This window comes from Vreelandella rituensis, assembly GCF_003336665.1.
Lineage (GTDB): Bacteria > Pseudomonadota > Gammaproteobacteria > Pseudomonadales > Halomonadaceae > Vreelandella > Vreelandella rituensis.
Window position 1 is genome coordinate 25,222 of sequence record NZ_QPIJ01000022.1, and the last position, 15,985, is coordinate 41,206.

A 15,985-nucleotide genomic window follows, 5' to 3' on the forward strand; every position below is an offset into this window, starting at 1 on the left:
TGTGTATGGTTATAAAGCGATAGGTTTTTATAAAGAAAAAATTATCGCCACATTCTAGTCGGGGGGCTATCCCGGCGGCAAGCTCTATCCCTACAGCAGGTCGCGCCATTGATACAGCATGGCCAGGGCCTCGCGTGGGCTCAGGTCATCCAGCGCCAATTGGGACAATGATTCCACCACCGGGTGGGGGGCGGCGGCAAACAGGTCTGCCTGGTGCGGCGAAGCGACGCCCCCCGGTTCTTTCCCAAGGTCATTAACCAGGCTTCTTGGCGCCAGCGCATCCTGATCGATTTCCCGTTGTTCGAGTGTCACCAGCTTTTCTCTTGCCCGGGCGATCACTGGCGACGGTACCCCGGCGAGCTGCGCCACTTGCAGGCCGTAGCTTTGGCTTGCCGGCCCCGGTTCGATACGGTGCATGAACACGATGCCTTCGCCATGTTCCGTTGCGGTCAGGTGCACATTGGCCACCCCTTCGATATGCTCCGGCATCGCGGTCATTTCGAAATAATGCGTGGCGAACAGGGTCAATGCCTGGGTCTGTGCGAGATGTTCGGCACTTGCCCAGGCCAACGAAAGGCCGTCGAAAGTGCTTGTGCCGCGACCGATTTCATCCATCAGCACCAGGCTCTGAGCGGTGGCGTTATGCAGGATGTTGGCGGTTTCGGTCATTTCCACCATAAAGGTGGAGCGCCCGCCGGCCAGGTCATCACTGGAGCCGATACGGGTGAAGATGCGATCCACCGGCCCGATTCGGGCTTCATCAGCCGGCACGAAGCTTCCTGCATGCGCCAGCAGCGTGATCAATGCCGCCTGGCGCATATAAGTCGATTTACCCCCCATATTGGGGCCGGTAATGATCAGCATGTGCTGTTGCTGATCCAGGCTCAGATCATTGGGTACGAAGGGCGTTTCGCTGACCTGCTCGACCACGGGGTGACGCCCGGCCTTGACCTCTATGCCACCGGCCTCGCTTAGCGTGGGGCGTACCCAATGCAGGGTCTGCGCCCGTTCACTGAACGCACAGAGGACATCCAGTTCCGCCACGGCGCGAAAGGTGGCCTGAAGCGGATGGAGTGTTTCATTGAGCTCGCTCAGCAAGCTGTCGTAGAGCCATTTTTCCCGCGCCAGGGCGCGGGACCTTGCCGATAAGGCCTTGTCCTCGAACTCCTTGAGCTCGGGAATGATGAAACGCTCGGCATTTTTGAGCGTCTGGCGACGAATATAGTCGGCGGGCGCGCTCTGAGCCTGGGCGCGGGGCAACTCGATGAAATAGCCGTGGACCCGGTTATAACCCACTTTCAAGTGGGCAAGCCCGGTGCGCTGGCGTTCGCGGGTTTCCAGCTCCACCAGATAGGCACCGGCGTTTTCCGCCATGCCGCGATGCTCGTCAAGCTCGCTATCGTAGCCCTCGGCAATCACGCCGCCATCGCGAATCACCACTGGAGGGTTGTCGATCAAGGCGCGTTGCAAGGTGGCGCTAAGCTCGGGGAAAGGGCGGGTATGGGTCTTGAGCACATCCAGGGCGCTGCCAGGCTCGACTTCCGTCAGTTGCCGTTCAAGATCGGGGAGAACGGCCAGGGCATCGCGCAGGCGGGCCAGATCGCGTGGCCGGGCGCTGTAAAGCGCCACGCGCGCCAGAATGCGTTCCACGTCGCCTACCGCGCTCAATGTTTCGCGCAAGGTCATGTAGGCAGCCTCAAGCGCAAGCAATGCCACGGCGGCCTGGCGTGCGGTGACGATATCGCGTTGACGCAAGGGTCGGTTCAGCCAGCGCTTGAGCAGACGTGACCCCATGGCCGTGGTGCAGGTATCGAGGACGCTGGCCAGGGTGTTATCGGTGGTGCCACCGAGATTGATGTCGATTTCGAGATTGCGCCGGCTGGCGGCATCGATGACCACGGTGTCGTCGCGGTTTTCCACGGCAATGGCGGTGACATGCGGCAGGCGCGAGCGCTGGGTGTCGCGGGCATAATCGATCAGCACGCCGGCGGCGACTAGCGCCGTTTCCAGGTGGGCGCAACCGAAGCCGCGTAGATCCTGTACCTCGAATTGATCGCATAGGCTTCGAATGGCGCTTTCCAGGTCGAATAGCCAGTCGCTCTGACGGCACACGCCGCGTTGCTGGGCGAGTCCGCCGGGCAGTGCCAGGTCTTCCGGAACCAGCAATTCGGCAGGTGCCAGGCGGGTGAGTTCAGCCAGCATTTCGGCATCGCCTTCCACTTCCAGCACACTGAAGCGACCACTGGAAAGTTCCAGCCAAGCCAGGCCCCAGTGCGGCCCTTTGGAATACAGGGCGGCCAGGACATTGTCGCGCCGGGCGTCGAGCAGGGCTTCATCATGCAGGGTGCCGGGTGTGACGATACGCACCACCTTGCGCTCCACCGGTCCCTTGCTGGTGGCGGGGTCACCCACTTGTTCACAGATCGCCACGGACTCGCCGGCTCCTACCAACCGCGCTAGATAGCCCTCGGCACTGTGGTAGGGTATTCCTGCCATGGGAATCGGTTTGCCGCCGGACTGGCCGCGCTGGGTGAGCGTGATATCCAGAAGCGTGGCGGCGCGCTTGGCATCATCGAAAAACAGCTCGTAAAAATCCCCCATGCGATAAAACAGCAGAACCTCGGGGTGGTCGCGTTTGATCGAGAGGTATTGCGTGATCATCGGCGTATTTGCTGGACTGGCCTGGGACATGAGCTTCCTGATTGAGCGTGGCGCCCGGCAGCACGATCTGGCGGTGGCGGGCGGCATGTTCTGTGGGCAAGGAGAACGCGGTATTCTACGCTGAACTGATCATCGAGATGAAGCTGTCACCGTCATGAACTCATTAGGGTTCACTATCATGTATTCTGCATTCTTCACCCTCGTCGATGTAAACCCGTCATCATCAAGGAGCCGACATGCCACGCCTACCCCATGCACTTCCTATGTACGAATCAGAACCGGGGGCGCTGGCCGAGCATCTGGGGCGGCTATGTCGTGAGCATCGAATAGAGGTGACCACTGCGGAATCCTGTACCGGTGGCGGCATTGCCGCCGCGATCACCGAGGTGGCGGGGAGTTCGGCATATTTCACTACCGGCTACGTCACCTATGCCGATACGGCCAAGACACGCCTGCTGGGGGTGAAGCCCGCGCTGCTCGACGCTCATGGCGCGGTCAGCCGAGATGTGGTTCAAGCCATGGTGGAAGGTGCCTGTCGAGACAGTGGGGCGCAACTGGCGGTGGCGGTGAGTGGCGTGGCGGGACCGGGCGGTGGCAGTGACGCCAAACCGGTGGGCACCGTCTGGCTTGCCTGGGGCAATCTGTCGCACCAGCAGGTGGAGTGCTTTCACTTTTCAGGCAGTCGTCAGGCGGTACGCGAGCAGGCAGTGCATCAAGCCCTTGCCGGGTTGATCCTGTGGATCGAGACCATGGCTGAGTAGCAAAAACACAGCAGAGATTAAATCGATTGCTGAGCGATATGCGTTTTTTTGCGCAGCAATATTTGGCATAATACTGGCTAATTATACAGCTTATGATGAGGAGCCTTGAATGGCACAGGATGACAACCGCGCCAAGGCGCTGAATGCAGCACTCAGCCAGATTGATCGTCAGTTCGGTAAAGGCACCGTCATGCGTCTGGGTGATACGCCCCGTGTGGTCATGCCGTCGGTTTCCACGGGTTCATTGGGGCTGGATATCGCCCTGGGTATCGGGGGGCTGCCCTATGGCCGTGTAGTGGAAATCTTCGGCCCGGAATCCTCGGGCAAGACCACACTGACGCTGGCCGTGATTGCCGAGGCCCAGAAGCAAGGCAAGACCTGTGCCTTCGTTGACGCCGAGCACGCCCTTGACCCCAGCTATGCCGAAAAACTCGGCGTCAACCTGGACGATCTGCTGGTGTCCCAGCCGGATACCGGTGAGCAGGCCTTGGAAGTCACCGACATGCTGGTGCGTTCCGGCGGCGTCGACGTCATCGTCATCGACTCGGTGGCGGCGCTTACGCCACGAGCGGAAATCGAAGGTGAGATGGGCGATACTCACGTCGGCTTGCAGGCACGCTTGATGTCTCAAGCCTTGCGCAAGATTGCCGGTAACATCAAGAATGCCAACTGCCTGGTTATTTTCATCAACCAGATCCGTATGAAAATCGGGGTGATGTTCGGTTCACCCGAAACTACTACCGGGGGCAATGCGCTGAAGTTCTATGCCAGCGTGCGTCTGGATATTCGTCGCACCGGCTCGGTGAAGGTCGGCGATGAAGTCACCGGCAACGAAACTCGCGTGAAGGTCGTCAAGAACAAGGTGGCGCCGCCGTTCCGTCAGGCAGAGTTCCAGATTCTCTACGGCAAGGGCATTTATCATGCCGGTGAGGTGATCGATCTCGGCGTGCAGTGCAACCTGGTCGACAAGGCCGGTGCCTGGTACAGCTACAAGGGCAAGAAGATCGGCCAGGGCAAGGCCAATTCGGCGCAGTACCTGGAAGACAACCCGGCGATCATGGAAGAAATCGAAGCCCAGATTCGCGCCCAGCTGCTGGCTCCCGTGGAACCGAAAAAAGACAAGGAGGCTGCCAAGGGCAAAGAACCTGCCAAGGGTAAAGAGCCTGCCGTTGCGCCCGCCGACACGTCGATCGAGCCTCCCGAAGACGACCTGATCTAACCCATGGCCGGTGCGGCGACACCCCGCGAGGCTGCCATTATTCTCCTGGCTCGGCGCGAGTACTCGCGCGCCGAGTTACGGCTACGCTTGACCCGCAAGGGGCATGCAGCGGACGAGATAGAGGCGTGCCTGGATACCCTGGCTGAGCAGGGCCTGCAGTCGGATGCGCGCTTTGCCGAAAGCTTCGTGCGCTCTCGGGTCATGCGAGGTCAGGGGCCGATTCGTATCCGCGGCGAGCTTTTTCAACGAGGAATCGACAAAAATCTTGCGCGCGATGCCATCGAAGCAGTGGTCGAGCAAGAGCGAATCGACTGGTTCGCCTTGGCCGAAAAGACGCTGTCACGGCGCTTTTCCACGCCTGGCGACATACCCAAGGAACGTGCCCGGCGTGAGCGCTTTCTGGCCTCGCGGGGGTTTGATTTCGAACAGATTCGCCATGCGCTTGATTGCCTGTAACGCTTCTTCTCCTGTCCGTGGCTTTAGTCATTTGCCAACTGCGCTATAATGCCTGTCTTTCTTTGCGACCCCGACGGGTAGTGGCTCAAGCGCCCTGGGGCATCATGTTTCTTTTTTGGATACCCTATGAAAAGCGCAGACATCAGACAGGCCTTTCTTAAATTCTTTGAAGAACAGGGGCATACCGTCGTTTCCAGCAGTTCGCTGGTGCCGGGAAACGACCCGACCCTGCTTTTCACCAATGCCGGCATGGTGCCGTTCAAGGATGTATTTCTGGGGCGCGACCCGCGCCCCTATGTGCGCGCAACCTCGGCTCAGCGCTGCGTGCGTGCCGGTGGCAAGCACAACGATCTGGATAACGTGGGGTATACCGCTCGTCACCACACCTTCTTCGAGATGTTGGGGAACTTCAGCTTCGGCGATTATTTCAAGCGCGAGGCCATTCGCTTCGCCTGGACGTTCCTGACCGAAACCCTGGGGCTGCCCAAGAGCAAGCTCTGGGTCACGGTCCATATCAGCGATGATGAAGCTGAGCGCATCTGGAAGGATGAGATCGGTATCGACCCTGAGCGTTTCTCCCGGCTGGATGAAGACAACTTCTGGCAGATGGGCGATACCGGCCCCTGCGGGCCGAGTTCCGAGATATTTTTCGATCATGGTCCCGAGGTCTGGGGCGGCCCGCCGGGAAGCCCAGAGGAAGACGGCGATCGTTATATCGAAATCTGGAACCTGGTGTTCATGCAGTTCGACCGTGACGCAAGCGGTACCTTGAACCCATTGCCCAAGCCGTCCATCGATACCGGTATGGGGCTGGAACGTGTCGCCGCTGTCATGCAAGGCGTACATTCCAACTACGAAATCGACCTGTTCCAGAATCTGCTCGCGGCGGCGGCTGAGGTAACCGGGTTCAACAACACGGAAAACCCTTCCCTGCGAGTGATCGCTGACCATATCCGTTCCTGTGCCTTCCTGATCGCTGATGGCGTCCTGCCCTCCAACGAGGGACGCGGTTATGTGTTGCGTCGCATCATTCGCCGCGCTATTCGTCACGGCCATACCCTAGGCGCCGAGGGGCCGTTCTTCCATCGGTTGGTGGATGCGCTGGATGTGGAAATGGGCGAGGCCTACCCGGAATTGCGCGAAGCGCGCGAGCAGATCGCCCGTGTGCTGCTGAAAGAGGAAGAGCAGTTTGCGCGCACTCTGGACCACGGCATCACACTGTTGGAAACCGCGCTGGACAAGCTGGAAGGCGTGGTGCTGCCCGGCGAAACCGTCTTCAAGTTGTACGACACCTACGGCTTCCCCTATGACCTCACGGCGGATGTATGCCGTGAGCGGGGGGTGCAGCTGGACGAAGAAGGCTTCAAGCGCGAGCTTGACGCCCAGCGTGAACGGGCGCGTGCCGCCAGCCAATTCGGCGCAGAGGCCAGCATCAATATCGAGCTTGAAGGTAAGACCGACTTCACTGGCTACGAGCAGCTGGAAGACAGTGCCCAGGTCATCGCGCTGATGGATAGCGCCGGCAATGAACTTGCCACCCTGAAAGCTGGCAAGAAAGGTTTGGTGGTGCTGGACCGCACGCCGTTCTACGCCGAGTCCGGCGGGCAGGCGGGCGATACCGGCTATCTCTACTTGGCCAACGGCCGGTTCGAGGTGACCGATACGCAAAAATACGCAAGCCACCACCTGCATCACGGGGTGCTGGTGGAAGGCGAGCTGACCGTCGGCGAGCCGGTGACCACCCAGGTGGATGCCGGTCTGCGCGATGCCACGGTGCGCAATCACTCGGCCACGCATTTGTTGCACAAGGCATTGCGCATGGTGCTTGGCGATCACGTTCAGCAGAAAGGTTCCTTGGTGACCGCTGAGCGGCTGCGTTTCGACTTCAGCCACTTCGAGCCCATGACCGCAGAACAGCTGGACGAGGTCGAGCGCATCGTCAATACGCAAATATTGGCCAATGCGCCGACCCGAACCGAACAGATGAGCCTGGAGCAGGCCAAGGCCAAGGGGGCGGCGGCCCTCTTCGAGGCCAAGTACGACGATAATGTCCGCGTGCTTACCATCGGCCCTGACGATTTTTCCATCGAGTTATGCGGTGGTACCCATGTGGGTCGCAGCGGCGATATCGGCTGCTTTCATGTGGTCTCGGAAGTGGGTATCGCCTCGGGAGTGCGGCGCATCGAAGCGATTACCGGTGAGAATGCCTTGAGCTATTTCCGTGAGCAGGAAAGTTGTTTGAATCGCATCGGTGAACGCCTGAAGGTCAAACCCGAACAACTGGAGTCGCGGGTCGAATCATTGGTCGAGCGTAACCGTACGCTGGAAAAAGAGCTCGAACAGCTCAAGGGCAAGCTGGCCAGTGCAGCAGGCAGCGATATGTTGAGTCAAGCCCGTGAGATCAGCGGTGTCAAGCTTCTCGCTACACAGCTGGAAGGCGTTTCCGGAAAGGAATTGCGCGGTATGCTCGACCAGCTCAAGAACAAGCTGGGTTCAGGCGTTATCGTGCTGGCGGTGGCCGACGAAGCCGCCGGTAAGGTCAGCTTGATTGCCGGGGTCACCCAGGACCTGACGGATCGCGTCAAGGCGGGCGAGCTGGTCAATTTCGTGGCTTCCCAGGTAGGCGGTAAAGGCGGTGGTCGTGCCGATATGGCGCAGGCCGGAGGAAGTCAGCCGGAGGCCTTGCCCGGTGCTCTGGAAAGTGTTCCCGGCTGGTTGGAAACTCAGCTCGGCTAAAAAAACCGGGCCGGTGGCGAAATGCTCCGGCCCGGTTTTTTGTTATTATCCTTGTTATTCATTTTGCATTTTCATTCACCCTCCATTCCCGGACGAACAGGAAAAACCGCATATGGCACTATACGTACAGAAGTTCGGCGGTACCTCGGTGGGCTCTCCTGAGCGCATCAAGGCCGTGGCGGAAAAGGTCAAGGGCTTCCGCGACCAGGGCCATCAGGTCGTGGTGGTGGTCTCCGCCATGAGCGGCGAAACCAACCGGTTGACCGAATTGGCCCGCTCAATCAATGAAGAACCCACTCCCCGTGAAATGGACATGCTGCTTTCCACCGGTGAGCAGGTGACGATTTCCTTGCTGGCGATGGCGCTTCAGCAGATCGGTGTTCCGGCTACCTCGCATACCGGTGCCCAGGTGGGTATTCATACCGACAGTGCCTATACCAAGGCGCGTATCCAGCGTATCGAAACCGATGATCTCAAGGCTGACCTGGATGATGGTCAGGTGGTTGTGGTCGCCGGCTTCCAGGGAGTGGATGAGGATGGCAATATCACCACGCTGGGCCGGGGCGGTTCGGATACTACCGGCGTTGCTCTGGCGGCGGCGTTGGGGGCTGATGAATGCCAGATTTACACCGATGTGGATGGCGTCTATACAACCGACCCCAGGGTATGCACCAAGGCCAAGCGCCTGGAACGCATAACCGTGGAGGAAATGCTTGAGCTTGCCAGCCTGGGCTCGAAGGTGCTGCAGATCCGCGCGGTCGAATTCGCCGGCAAGTACAACGTTCCCTTACGGGTGCTGTCGAGTTTCGAAGACGGCCCCGGCACCCTGATTGTTGCAGAATCCGACCAAGACGAGGACTCCATGGAAGAACCGCTGATTTCCGGTATCGCTTTTACCAAGAACGAAGCTAAGCTGACCCTGTTGAACACGCCTGATGTCCCTGGTGTTGCATCACGCATTCTCGGGCCGATTGCCGATGCCAATATCGAAGTCGACATGATCGTGCAGAATGTGGCACCAGCAGGCGATTACACCGACTTCACTTTCACTGTGGCCAAGGGCGACTACAAGGCTACCAAGCGTATTCTCGAAGAGATCGTGATTCCTGATCTGGGCGGCGGTGAGCTGCGTGGCGACGATAATATCGCCAAGGTGTCCCTGGTCGGTGTGGGTATGCGTTCGCATGCCGGGGTGGCTTCCAAGATGTTCCGCGTACTGGCGGATGAAAATATTAATATCCGTATGGTTTCTACCTCGGAAATCAAGATATCGGTCGTCATCGACGAGAAGCGCATGGAACTGGCGGTGAAGGCGTTGCACACGGCGTTTGGGCTGGATAAGTCCGATATTGAAAGCGAGTAACGCTCATATAGCGACCCTTCTACCCTGAAAAGGGACTCGCTACCGGGTGGTGGTGGGCTTTATTTCAACGGGAAGCGTTGAGTGCTACAAAACTGGAAGATTGGTGACTGGCATCACCATGCCGCATAATGGCATGGTGACGCTGTTGGCGTGCACATCCCGTTGCTACAAAACGACTGAGAAGGAGATCAGCCATGCTCATCTTGACCCGCCGTGTCGGCGAAACCCTGATGATCGGTGATGAAGTCACCGTGACTGTACTGGGTGTAAAAGGCAACCAGGTACGTATTGGTGTTAATGCACCTAAAGACGTCGCCGTACACCGTGAAGAGATTTATCAGCGCATTCAGCGTGAGAGAAGCAGTGAAGAAGGTGCCGAATAAAGTGCTTTCCACTGCCTGCCGAGCAGGCTGTTCCCGGTGTTGCCAAGCAAGATGGTTTGATGCGGGCGCGAAAAAATCGGCAGGATGACTGGACAAGCATCCCTGAAATCGGTAATATTCGCGCCGTGCCGTTAAGGAGAGGTGGCCGAGTGGCTGAAGGCGCTCCCCTGCTAAGGGAGTATAGGGTTTATAGCCCTATCGAGGGTTCGAATCCCTCTCTCTCCGCCAATCGGTAGATGTGAAGACAAGCGCCCGTAGCTCAGCTGGATAGAGTACCTGACTACGAATCAGGTGGTCGGAGGTTCGAATCCTCCCGGGCGCGCCATCTTCATCCATGAAGTTCGCTGTAAGTATCACGTTTTTACACCAGCCTTCATGCTTTCGTTCAGCGCCCGTAGCTCAGCTGGATAGAGTACCTGACTACGAATCAGGTGGTCGGAGGTTCGAATCCTCCCGGGCGCGCCAGATTTCAAACCCGTCCTCTCGCGAGGGCGGGTTTTCTGTTTCAGAATAACTTTTAAGAAATAGTTTTTCGGAATCGCTTTTTTCTTGTTTTTCTACTGGCTAGGCCTATTGCTGCTCGCATAGACGGTCTGGTGATCGTGTTTGGCGCCCTCGCTTTGCGAAGGGCGCTTTTTTTTAAGCCGCTCTCAGGACTTCCAGAAGTATAGCCAGATCGGTGATGCGCTTTAGCTGCTGGAAGCGTGTTTCCACCTCCTGGCTACGCAAGCGCATCTGAGCCAACCACTGTTTGACCAGAGAGACCACCACCCGTGGCGGCAGGCTTTGGCTCTGCCGAGCCGCGTAGCGCTGCAGCATGTCTGCCTGCATCGCCCAGGTGGTGGCGGGCAAGCGCTCGCCCGTGGCTTGCCAGTGGCGAATGCGGGCTGCCAGCCAAGGGTCGGCCAGAGCGCCTCGTCCCAGCATGACATCGCGACAGCCGGATAGGGTGCGCGCTTTCCAATAATCTTCCAGCGTCCAGATATCGCCATTGGCGACCACGGGAATGCGTAAACGGTGATGAATCTTGCCTATCCATTCCCAGTGTGCCGGTGGGCGGTAGCCTTCGTCGCGAGTGCGGCCATGTACCACTAGCTGGCGAGCGCCCCCGGCTTCGACGGCCAGGGCGCACTCAAGTGCCAGGCGGCGATCAGCGAACCCGAGGCGGATCTTGGCGGTCACGGGGATGTGCTCGCCTACGGCATCGGCCACCGCCTGGACGGCCTGATGCAAGCGATCCGGCCGACGCAGCATTGAGGCGCCACCATCATGCCGGTTGACAATCTTGGCTGGGCAACCAAAGTTAAGATCTATGCTGATCGCCCCCAAGGCCAATGCCTGTCGGGCATTGGTGGCCAGTGCCTCGGGTTGGGAGCCCAGTAACTGAAGATGCACCGGTACCCCGCTAGGCGTTGCAACCGGTGCGCTGTCGAGTTCCGGGCAATGTTTGCGAAACACTCGCGGCGGAAGACGTGCATCGACCACGCGGACGAATTCCGTTACCGCCCAGTCGAAACCGGGTATCCGGGTCAGGAGGTCGCGCGTGGTGGCATCGATGACGCCTTCCATCGGCGCCAAGCCAATTTTTCCATCTTGTAGTAAATTAACAACGTTGACTTCCACCATGGCGACCTTGCAATCTTTTCAGGGTGTGGCAGGTTAATGCATCATTCTTAGTGCGCCAAGTTGCTTTTCTAGGCTGTTATACTGGCAACACCCGCAAATTTTCAGGAGAAAAACCGTATGCAGGATACACAGCTGCTCCATGAAGGACTGGCCTTGATGGGACTGGGTATGGGGTTTGTTTTTGTTTTTCTTACGGTTTTGGTAATCAGCGTCACGCTGATGTCGGGCGTAATCCGGCGTTTTGCCCCCGAGGCTGCGCCCGCCGCGACAGGTAAACCAGCGACGCCAACAGCGCCGGGCACCCCCCAGGAAGATGAACTGAAGGTGGTGATCAGCACTGCCATTCACCGATATCGCAACCGTCACCGGAATTGAACCGCACACGACAGGCCGTTTGGGTGCCTGTCGTGTGTCGTTTTCGTGCTTTTATTTCCTATGCATATTTGCGTCTTTTTTCTTCATTTTTCATTAAAACGACACTAGGGCCTACATCATGAACGACACAAAACGTCCTTTAGGCATCACGGATGTGGTGCTGCGCGATGCGCACCAGTCACTGTTTGCCACGCGCATGCGCCTGGATGACATGCTGCCGATCGCCGAAAAACTCGACAAGGTGGGCTTCTGGTCGCTGGAGTCCTGGGGTGGCGCAACCTTCGACGCCTGTATTCGTTACCTGGGGGAAGACCCCTGGGAGCGCATTCGGGCCCTCAAGGAAGCGATGCCCAATACCCCGCAACAGATGTTGCTGCGTGGCCAGAACCTGCTGGGGTACCGCCACTACGCCGACGATGTGGTGGATAAATTTGTCGAGCGGGCCAAGACCAATGGGGTGGATGTCTTCCGGGTGTTCGATGCCATGAACGACCCGCGCAACCTGGAGCGGGCGATCAAGGCGGTGCGCCAGGTGGGCGGTCACGCCCAAGGCACGATTTCCTACACCGTGAGCCCCGTTCACACCCTGGACAGCTGGGTCGATCTGGCCCGGTCGATCGCCGACATGGGCGCGGATTCGCTGGCGATCAAGGACATGGCCGGGCTGCTGACGCCTTACACGGCATTCGAACTGGTGACGCGGCTGAAAAAAGAGCTGTCGATTCCCATTCACATGCAGTGCCACGCCACCACCGGACTTTCCACCGCGACCATTCTCAAGGCGGTGGAAGCGGGTATCGATAATGTGGATACCGCGATTTCGTCGATGTCGATGACCTATGGCCACAGCCCCACCGAATCGGTCGTGGCGATGCTCAAGGACACCGGCCGGGATACCGGGCTGGATCTGGAATTGCTCGAAGATATCGCCGGTTATTTCCGTGAGGTACGCAAGAAGTACGCCGCCTTCGAAGGTTCGCTCAAAGGCATCGACTCGCGCATCCTGATCGCCCAGGTGCCCGGCGGCATGCTGACCAACATGGAAGGCCAGCTCAAGGAGCAGGGTGCCGGTGACAAGCTCGATGCCGTGCTCGAAGAAATTCCGCGGGTGCGCGAGGACCTAGGCTTCATTCCGCTGGTCACGCCCACCTCTCAGATCGTCGGCACACAGGCGGTGATGAACGTCATGATGGGCGAGCGCTACAAGTCGATTTCCAAGGAAGTCCAGGCGCTGCTCAAGGGCGAGTACGGTACCGCCCCGGCGCCGTTCAACAAGGAACTGCAGAACCGCGTGCTCGAGGGCGGTGAGCCGATCACCTGTCGCCCGGCGGACAACCTCAGCCCGGAAATGGATAGGCTCACCACCGAGCTCAGGGAGAAGGCCAGGGCCGAGGGCATCCGTCTGGCCGAGGGCGAGCGCGAGATCGACGATGTACTCACCTATGCGCTGTTTCCGCAGATCGGCCTGAAGTTCCTCAAGAACCGCGACAATCCGGACGCCTTCGAACCGGTCCCCCAGGCTGAACAGGCAACGGCGCAACCTAAAGTGCCGGCCAAGCCCGCTGCCAAGGCCCCGGCTCCTGCCGCCGCCCCGGAAACCTACACCATCAAGCTCAATGGCAAGGCCTATGTGGTGGAAGTCGCTGAAGGCGGCGAGGTCGGCGATATTCAGCCGTCGGCCGCAAGCCCGGCATCCGTGTCGCACGACGAAGGCTCTGCCCCTTCGTCGGGAGACGTCATCAGTGCGCCCTTGGCGGGCAATATCTTCAAGGTCAACGTCAAGCCCGGCGATAGCGTGGCCGACGGTGACGTGGTGATCATTCTCGAAGCCATGAAAATGGAAACCGAAGTGCGGGCCGCCAGCGCCGGTACCGTCACCGCGGTCAAGGTCGGCGAAGGCGATAGCGTTGCCGTCGGCGACACCCTGATCGAACTTTAAGGGCAGGACATGGATAAATTACACATCCTGTGGGAAGGGTCAGGGCTATATAACCTAGAAGTGGGCCAGGCCGTGATGATTGCGGTGGGCCTCTTGCTGTTGTACCTGGCCATCTACAAGAAATTCGAACCGCTGCTACTGGTCCCGATCGGTTTCGGCGGTATCCTGGCCAATATTCCTGAAGCGGGGCTGGCGATTTCCGCGCTGGACCAAGCCATCGAGGTGGCGAAACCCGCTGTGCTGCAGCAGATAGCGATGGCACTTGAGGCGACGCTGGATCCGTTAGCCGGGGTTGAAGCATGGCGGGAATCGCTGAAAGCCATGGCCCATGACGCCGCTGCCCCGGATCAGCTGCGCGCGGCCAAGGATGTCGCCATGAGTGTCGGTTATGGCGACGGCATGCTCTACAGCTTCTATAGCGTCGCGATCGCTTCAGGCATTGCGCCGCTGATCATCTTCATGGGCGTGGGGGCGATGACCGACTTCGGCCCGCTGCTGGCCAACCCACGCACGCTGTTCCTGGGGGCCGCTGCGCAGTTTGGTATTTTCGCCACGCTGTTTGGCGCGGTGGCGCTGTCGTCGATGGGCGTGATGGACTTCTCGCTGAACCAGGCGGCCGCCATCGGCATCATCGGCGGGGCGGATGGCCCGACCTCGATTTACGTGTCCAGCGTCCTGGCACCGGAGCTGCTGGGGGCCATCGCGGTGGCCGCCTACGCCTACATGGCGCTGGTACCGCTGATCCAGCCGCCGATCATGAAGCTTCTGACCTCACGGAAAGAACGCGAAATCACCATGACCCAGCTGCGGCCGGTCTCGAAGCTGGAAAAAATCATCTTCCCGCTGATGCTGCTGATTCTGGTCGCGCTGTTTCTGCCCGATGCGGCCCCGCTGCTGGGGATGTTCTGCTTCGGTAACCTGATGCGCGAGTGTGGCGTGGTCGAGCGCTTGTCGGATACCGCCCAGAATGCCCTGATCAATATCGTCACCATCATTCTGGGGCTTTCGGTCGGGTCCAAGCTGATGGCGGAAAGCTTTCTGTCGGTGGAGACGCTGGGTATTCTGGGGCTAGGCATTGTGGCCTTCGGCATCGGCACCGCCGCCGGGGTATTGATGGCCAAGCTGATGAACCTGATGAGCAAGATGCCGATCAACCCCTTAATCGGTGCCGCCGGTGTCTCGGCGGTCCCCATGGCGGCGCGGGTGGCCAACAAGGTGGGGTTGGAATCCAACCCGCACAACTTCCTGCTGATGCATGCGATGGGGCCCAACGTGGCCGGGGTCATCGGTTCGGCGGTGGCCGCCGGGGTGATGATCAAGTACCTAGGTTAAGTACTTGAGAAAGCCACCTGGCTTGAACGTATCGCTGGCAAGAATATAAATAACGCGGCATGCCCTGGCATGTCGCGTTATTTTTTGGCGTCGAGATCCTGGTAGCCGAGTGACGTTTTCAAACGGTTTTCCAGTGGTGAAAGATCCACAGGCTGGTCGCTGGGCCAACCGATGGTCAGATGGGCACCCTGGGCATCATAGGTCACGTCGGTGATAGGAATGGCCTGTTCGGCTAGCCAGGCTCGCGCTTCGGCTTCGCCCGCAAACGGCAGTTGCAAGCCGTAACGGCGGCGCTCCACCAGCTCCCGGGTGGGTAAGTCGACAAGTGCGGCGCTGACTGCCTGAGCGTAGGCCCGCGCCAGCCCGCCGGTTCCCAGCTTGGTGCCGCCGAAGTAGCGAGTCACCACGCAGCCGATCTGCCCCAGCCCGCTGCCTTCCAGCACCTGAAACATGGGGCGTCCGGCGGTGCCGCCCGGTTCACCGTCATCGGAAAAGCCGATGTGGTTCTGCTCGCCGGGGGGGCCGGCGATGAAGGCGCTGCAATGATGGCTGGCATTGGGGTGAGCAAGGCGGGCTGCACCGAGTAGAGCCTGGAACTCGGCGGGAGACGGCGCATGGCTGACCCAGGTAATGAAGCGGCTTTTTTCCACCTCGGTATCGGCACTGTGCCATGTCTCAGGAGGAAGTTGTGGAACGAGGTAGCGCATCAGTGCGCCGTGACATGGCGATTGATGCCCATGACCAGGCCCAGCACCTGAATGTCACGATTATGCAGGAACATGGCGGGCTGCAGGGTGTCGGCGGGGAGCAAATGAACCCCGAGCCGGCTGATCGAGAGCTTTTTCAAGGTGATTTCCTGTTGATTGATCTCTGCGGTAAGCGTTTCTTCATCGGCGTCGTTCTGGAAGCGCCGGATAATGATGACATCGCCATCGAAAAGGTTGCAATCATGCAGGGCATTACCGCGAATTTTCACGGCATAGGTATTGCGGCGCATGACTCTATCCTGAGAAGGAGAAGTCGTGCGAGGAGAGGGTACGGCGGAAGAAGGCAGCATCAGGGAGCTCCTGGCGGTAGCGTAAAGCGATGGGCTGTCATCAATGGTGAGAGTTTCCATACGTAGCGTTTCTTGAG

At 59.2% G+C, this 15,985-nt stretch carries 14 protein-coding genes and 3 tRNA genes; 13 read left to right on the forward strand and 4 right to left on the reverse strand.

Features of this window, described 5'->3' with window-relative positions:
• Positions 1-90: 90 nt before the first annotated feature.
• On the reverse strand, positions 91-2,691 hold the full coding sequence (gene mutS / locus DU506_RS10590) for a DNA mismatch repair protein MutS (protein ID WP_114486908.1): 2,601 nt from the start codon (positions 2,689-2,691) through the stop codon (positions 91-93).
• Here mutS and DU506_RS22480 point away from each other — a divergent pair.
• The 10 genes from DU506_RS22480 to DU506_RS10635 all read left to right on the forward strand — a co-directional run bounded on the left by DU506_RS22480 (position 2,654) and on the right by DU506_RS10635 (position 10,044).
• Positions 2,654-2,785 carry a hypothetical protein gene (locus DU506_RS22480; protein WP_268877316.1) on the forward strand — a complete coding sequence of 44 codons (132 nt, stop codon included), beginning with the start codon at positions 2,654-2,656 and terminating at the stop codon, positions 2,783-2,785. The genes mutS and DU506_RS22480 overlap by 38 nt on opposite strands.
• Before the next feature lie 112 nt (positions 2,786-2,897).
• A complete protein-coding gene (locus DU506_RS10595) occupies positions 2,898-3,422 on the forward strand; it encodes a CinA family protein (RefSeq protein ID WP_235825510.1) in 525 nt (174 codons plus the stop codon).
• A 109-nt stretch (positions 3,423-3,531) separates the two neighbouring features.
• The gene (gene recA / locus DU506_RS10600) at positions 3,532-4,641 is read left to right on the forward strand and encodes a recombinase RecA (RefSeq protein WP_114486910.1); all 1,110 of its coding nucleotides are present in this window, start codon (positions 3,532-3,534) and stop codon (positions 4,639-4,641) included.
• Positions 4,642-4,644: 3 nt separating this feature from the next.
• Complete coding sequence (locus DU506_RS10605; protein ID WP_114486911.1) at positions 4,645-5,097, forward strand: regulatory protein RecX; 453 nt, start codon at positions 4,645-4,647, stop codon at positions 5,095-5,097.
• A gap of 126 nt (positions 5,098-5,223) precedes the next feature.
• Positions 5,224-7,833 (forward strand): alanine--tRNA ligase, encoded by a 2,610-nt coding sequence (alaS, locus tag DU506_RS10610; RefSeq protein ID WP_114486912.1) that lies wholly within the window; start codon positions 5,224-5,226, stop codon positions 7,831-7,833.
• Positions 7,834-7,945: 112 nt separating this feature from the next.
• Complete coding sequence (locus tag DU506_RS10615) at positions 7,946-9,196, forward strand: aspartate kinase (protein ID WP_114486913.1); 1,251 nt, start codon at positions 7,946-7,948, stop codon at positions 9,194-9,196.
• A 194-nt stretch (positions 9,197-9,390) separates the two neighbouring features.
• Positions 9,391-9,579 (forward strand): carbon storage regulator CsrA, encoded by a 189-nt coding sequence (gene csrA / locus DU506_RS10620; RefSeq protein WP_114486914.1) that lies wholly within the window; start codon positions 9,391-9,393, stop codon positions 9,577-9,579.
• A 135-nt stretch (positions 9,580-9,714) separates the two neighbouring features.
• A tRNA-Ser gene (locus DU506_RS10625) sits at positions 9,715-9,807 on the forward strand.
• Between the two features lie 20 nt (positions 9,808-9,827).
• Positions 9,828-9,904: transfer RNA gene (locus DU506_RS10630), tRNA-Arg, on the forward strand.
• Between the two features lie 63 nt (positions 9,905-9,967).
• Positions 9,968-10,044, forward strand: a tRNA-Arg gene (locus DU506_RS10635).
• Between the two features lie 174 nt (positions 10,045-10,218).
• Here the strand turns inward: DU506_RS10635 and DU506_RS10640 are convergent.
• Positions 10,219-11,148, reverse strand: coding sequence for a tRNA dihydrouridine synthase (locus tag DU506_RS10640; RefSeq protein WP_114486933.1), 930 nt, complete (start codon positions 11,146-11,148; stop codon positions 10,219-10,221).
• A 174-nt stretch (positions 11,149-11,322) separates the two neighbouring features.
• Here DU506_RS10640 and DU506_RS10645 point away from each other — a divergent pair, with 174 nt between their 5' ends.
• The 3 genes from DU506_RS10645 (at position 11,323) to DU506_RS10655 (ending at position 14,851) form a co-directional block, all read left to right on the forward strand.
• The gene (locus tag DU506_RS10645; RefSeq protein ID WP_114486915.1) at positions 11,323-11,580 is read left to right on the forward strand and encodes an OadG family protein; all 258 of its coding nucleotides are present in this window, start codon (positions 11,323-11,325) and stop codon (positions 11,578-11,580) included.
• 118 nt (positions 11,581-11,698) lie between these two features.
• Positions 11,699-13,519, forward strand: coding sequence for a sodium-extruding oxaloacetate decarboxylase subunit alpha (gene oadA, locus DU506_RS10650; protein WP_114486916.1), 1,821 nt, complete (start codon positions 11,699-11,701; stop codon positions 13,517-13,519).
• Positions 13,520-13,528: 9 nt separating this feature from the next.
• On the forward strand, positions 13,529-14,851 hold the full coding sequence (locus DU506_RS10655; protein WP_114486917.1) for a sodium ion-translocating decarboxylase subunit beta: 1,323 nt from the start codon (positions 13,529-13,531) through the stop codon (positions 14,849-14,851).
• A 77-nt stretch (positions 14,852-14,928) separates the two neighbouring features.
• On the opposite strand, the gene DU506_RS10660 is transcribed toward DU506_RS10655, so the two are convergent.
• Complete coding sequence (locus tag DU506_RS10660; protein WP_114486918.1) at positions 14,929-15,558, reverse strand: IMPACT family protein; 630 nt, start codon at positions 15,556-15,558, stop codon at positions 14,929-14,931.
• Entirely contained in the window at positions 15,558-15,908 is a 351-nt protein-coding gene (locus tag DU506_RS10665) for a S24 family peptidase (RefSeq protein ID WP_114486919.1), read from the reverse strand. Before DU506_RS10665 ends, DU506_RS10660 begins: the two co-directional genes overlap by 1 nt.
• Positions 15,909-15,985 lie beyond the last annotated feature (77 nt).